At 68.5% G+C, this 4508-nt stretch carries 3 protein-coding genes; all 3 read right to left on the bottom strand.

The window, feature by feature from the left end; genetic code table 11:
- Positions 1-115 precede the first annotated feature (115 nt).
- Genes ACFWAY_RS53060 through ACFWAY_RS53050 form a run of 3 tightly spaced genes read right to left on the bottom strand, consistent with a single transcriptional unit; the run spans position 116 to position 4370 of the window.
- Positions 116-697 carry a DUF6262 family protein gene (locus ACFWAY_RS53060; protein ID WP_378516443.1) on the bottom strand — a complete coding sequence of 194 codons (582 nt, stop codon included), beginning with the start codon at positions 695-697 and terminating at the stop codon, positions 116-118.
- On the bottom strand, positions 694-3195 hold the full coding sequence (locus ACFWAY_RS53055; protein WP_378516442.1) for a tyrosine-type recombinase/integrase: 2502 nt from the start codon (positions 3193-3195) through the stop codon (positions 694-696). Before ACFWAY_RS53055 ends, ACFWAY_RS53060 begins: the two co-directional genes overlap by 4 nt.
- Positions 3192-4370, bottom strand: a complete 1179-nt coding sequence (locus tag ACFWAY_RS53050) for a tyrosine-type recombinase/integrase (protein WP_378516441.1) — start codon at positions 4368-4370, stop codon at positions 3192-3194. The genes ACFWAY_RS53055 and ACFWAY_RS53050 overlap by 4 nt, the downstream gene beginning before the upstream one ends.
- Positions 4371-4508 lie beyond the last annotated feature (138 nt).

Raw genomic sequence — 4508 nt, 5'->3', positions numbered from 1 at the left:
TTCTCCGGGGGTCAGCCCCGTGTGGCAGCGTGATTCTCTGAGTTTGTGCAGCTCAGAGGCTGATGGGGAGATGTTATCCGCTGCAACAGGTGTGGCGCAAGCGGACTCGCGGGGTTCACGTTTTGGGGCTCGGGGCGTTGATGCGGGCCATGAGTTCGCGGTTGGTGGCGCGGGACGCGGCGAGGTCTTCGTCGCGTTCGTCGAGTTGTTGCTGTAGGTCGATGACCTGTTGTTCGAGATGGGTGATCCGTTGGTGGAGTGCATCGATGTCGGTTGGGGCGCCGAGTCCGGACTCGCGCCAGGTTTGTTCGCCGAGGGCTTCGGACAGGCGCTTCTCCAGGTGCTGGATTCGGGTGTCGAGCCGGACGGCGCGTTCGTGGGCTGCGAGCAGGTCGGCTTGCAGCGAGGCTCGGGTGACCGCTGGACCGGTGCCGTCGTCGGCGGTGGGTTCGGTTTGCAGCGCGTGGATCTTCTCGAGCAGGTCGCGGTGCCGGTAGAGGAATGTGCGGTCGACTCCGGCGGCGCGAGCGATCCCGGAGGCACTGATCTCGGTGCCTTCGGTGGCGGCGCGGTCGAGGGCGGCGAGGACGCGTTGGCGCCGTCGGGTGGATTCGGCGCGGCGGCCTTCGAGCATCGGGTGGGCTCGTGCACTCGTGGTGGTCTGCGTGTCGACTTGCTGCGGCTTGGTGCTGGTCATGCTGTGGCCTCCGAGGTGGTGGTCGTGGTGGGCGGTGCGGGCGCGGTGGACGGGAGGGCCGGCATGCCGATTGGAACCGCGTGGGCCGCGCGATGACGGCGCACGATGGCGACAGCGTCGTCGATCTGGGCTCGCTCGGTGTCACCGAGTTCGGCGATGTCGCCTTTGATCCTGTTGATCAGCCGCCGGATTCGAGTGATCTCCTCGTCGGTGGGGGTGGCGTCGGCGCGGGCCCAGTCGTCGACACCGTCGAGGGTGGCGGCCAGCCGTTCCCGGGTGCGCAGCAGATCTTCCAGGTATGCCTGCAACTCGGGCAGGAACGCGACGCTCGTGCGGAAGTGGTCGCACCCGACGCACCGGAATCGGACCGGGCAGGCACCGCCACCGGCCTTGACGTTGGTTGGTTCGGTGCAGGTGCCGTAGGGGACGGCGACTTCTCCGATGGCGTGGCGGGCGCGTTCGGATTCGAGCAGGGCGTGCGCGTCGCGCCAGATCCGGTTGCCGTGTCGGTCGAAGCTGAGGGCCGTGATGGTGTCGACGGCGTCGCGGCGACGGTCTTCGCCGATGCGGTAGTAGCAGCGGGTCATGGAAAAGCTGCGGTGATCGAGCAACTCGGCCAGGACATCGATCGGGACACCCGCATCGGCATGCCGCTGGGCGTAGCAGTGCCGGTATATATAGGGCACGACCTTGGTCTTGTCGATCTCGATCCCGTCGCGGGTGCGCAGGACAGGTAGGGCCGAGACCCACTCGCGGTGCCGGGCGTCGAGCATATCGATGCTGATTGGTGTGCGCCCGTGAGGATTACGGCGCGGCGTGGGCAGCAGGGCCAGTTCCGCGACTGGGGTGTCGGGAAACATTGCTCGGACGCGTTGCCGCTGGCCGGTGATCACGGCGGCGGTGGCGTCGCCGATCGGCAGCCGCCGGCCGAGGCGGTGGGCCTTGGCGTTGTCGTAGACGAGCACCGCAGCTCCGTCCTTGTCGCGGTCCAGGCAGTCCAGGGGCAGGGCCAGAATGTCTTCTGGGCGTCGTCCGGTGTCGATGCCGATCTGAGTCGCGACCCTGACTTCGATCGGTTCGAGGGTGTCGAGGTTGGCGCAGAGAATGGCCATGATTTCCGGAGGGACGTCGCGGCCGGGTTCGCCGCGTTCGGGCTCGGCGGGGATGTCGCCGCGCTCGAGGGAAAAATCGCCGGCGAGTCCTGCCGCTGGTTGTCTGGGCTTGGTCAGGCCGAGGGCGCGGATGCCGGCCAGCACCTCGCGTAGGTCACGGCAGATGCCGTTGCGGCGGTATCGACTGATCTCACCGATCGACTCCAGATGGGCCAGCCGGTTGAGGAAATTTTCGATGTCGGTGCGGCCCAATGTCGACGGGACGAGGCCCCGGTCTGGCCTGCGGCCGAGGAACTGTGAGAGCATCCGCAGCGCGTTGATTTTGCCGCGGACTCGCGCGGCGCCGCCGCCGCGATGACGCGGGAGTTGTTCTGCTGCCCATCGTTTGGCGCACTGGGACAGCCAGGGCTGGCTGATTCCGGTGAACGACAGGTTCCCGCGATGGCCGAAAATCGCGAGATCCCACGTGTCCTTGGCCTGTTCGCTCGCGGGGTCGGCCAGGGCCCGCCGAACGTGTTGGGTGAGGGCGGCCCGCAGCGAGCGCACCGTCTTGTTGCGGGTGATCTCGGCGCGGTCGACGGTAATCGAGGTCACCTGTCGCCAGCGCAGTCCGTCGCACAGCACCCGCAGTTGCGCATCGGTGATCTTCGCCCCACCCCGGACGCGCTGCTGAACACCGAACAGCACTTCGACGACCACCATCGCCGGCAGGGCCCGCAGATTGACCTGCCCGGGCTCGGGCACGCCCGATTCCCGGGTCTGCCACCGACGCGCATCCAGGTCCGGGGCTGCCCGCAGCGCGTTCCGCCATCGCTGGTAGTGGGTGTTGCAGTATCCGCAGGCGCCGTCAGCGGTCCGGATGCAGGCGGCAACCTGGCAGGCCGGCATCGGCGGCAAAGGCCCCACTCTGGGATCGGCCAGGAACTGTTCCATCGACAACCGTGGGCGTCGCAGGCGGAACTTCTTGGCGTGCGGCTCGCACAACACCGCATGCCGCACCGTCGGCACGCACCGGCATTTCGGCACTGCGCATCGAGTCGCCGGGGCCGGCTCGTCGGGCAGCTCCATCGCAGTCGCGATGTCCTCAGGGCTCATCCCCAGCCGGGACAGGCGCGTGAAACACCCATGGCATACCGCAATGCCCGAGTGAACGGTGTTGTGGCACCGCTGGACTCGGCATACCGTTCTGCCCAACAACCGATGCTGGGCCGGCAGCGACAACATCCGCGTCTGTGGATTCCACCCCGCCTCGACCAGGAAGCGAGGATCCAGCATCCCGGCCAGTCGCGCAGCATCCGCCCCCAGCGCTACCCCGGTCAGCACGTGCGTGAACTCCAACGAAGGATCGCCAGTGCCATCCGCGGTGACCAGTTCTGCGGCGGTCACCGGATCACCGCACCGAGTTCGCGGGGGCTGGGCACCGCGTCGACCGCAGCCCGCAGCCGGGAGGAATCCGGATGCACGTAAACCGCCGAGGAAGCGACCGCGGCGTGCCCCATCAGGTCGGCGACGACATCGATTCCGGAACCGGCGTCAACAGCGTTGCTGCCGAACGCATGTCGCAGTTGATGCGGGCGGACCGGGACGTCGAGTCCGGCCCGCCGCGACGCCGCGGCCATCAGCTCCCCGATCCCGTCCGGCCGCATCGGCGCCCCGATGCGGCCGCGGAACAGGTTGACGAACACGAAGTCGCTGTCCGCTGCGCCCGGCACTCTCATGCGCTCGAACTCGTAGGTGTCAAACGCCTGCACGACAAGGAAATCCAGCGGCACGACCCGCTGCCGGCGGGACTTGGCCCACGCCCCGTTCGGGTTGTCCTCCCGACGCACCACGTGCAGATGCGCCCGCGCGACCTCGCACCCCAACCGGCGCGAATCCACCAGCAGGTGCACATCACTGCGGCGCAGCCCGCACACCTCCCCGCGCCGCAACCCGGCCCTGGCCATCAGCAACACGATCAGCCGATCCCGCGCCGAACGGCACGCCCGCAGCAGCGCGACGATCTGTTCGTCGCTGGCGCGGTCCACCGTCGTCTCCGGCTCCCGCAACCGATGCCGAGCCCGCATCCGCCACGCCATCCGGCCCTCCTCACCGCGGGCATCGGCGGGCAGGTCGCGGTCGTCGGCGACCGCGTACAGCACCGACACCAACCCCGCCGGGCCCTGGCCGGACGCTGCCGCGTGCACCACCATCCCCCGCACCGCGGTCAGCACACCGTTGATCCGCGACGGGCAGCGCACCGCAGCGGCACCCGGCCCCGCCACCACCACTCCCGCCCCGGCGGCGTCGGTGCCGCTGGCCAGCGGTCCGGCGTGGGCCAGCCACGTCATGAACAACGCGAACTGCTCGGCCCCGGCCTGCCAGGACCGGCCCGTCCCGGCGCACCAGCGCAGGAACAACGCGATCGCGTGCGCATACGCCTTCGTCGTGGACTCGGCCCCGTCGCGGCCGAACCGTTGATGCCGCAGAAACCCATCGGCAACACCAACTACCCGCAGATCCTCATCCAACACCGTCCAATACCGCTGCCCGGACGGCAACCTCACCGGAAACGCTCGCATGGCCTCTCGCTTTCAGGTCGACAGTCACAAAACGACTACCAGCCACGAGCACCACACCCCCGGAGAAACGCCGCACCACCCGCAAGATCACCCAGAACGAGCGACATCATGCAACAGGTCCATGACCCCCGGAGAAGG

The sequence above is a fragment of the Rhodococcus sp. NPDC059968 genome, from assembly GCF_042738615.1.
Lineage (GTDB): Bacteria > Actinomycetota > Actinomycetes > Mycobacteriales > Mycobacteriaceae > Rhodococcus_F.
Note: the sequence above shows the minus strand (reverse complement) of the source record. Positions and strands in the feature narration are given on the sequence as shown.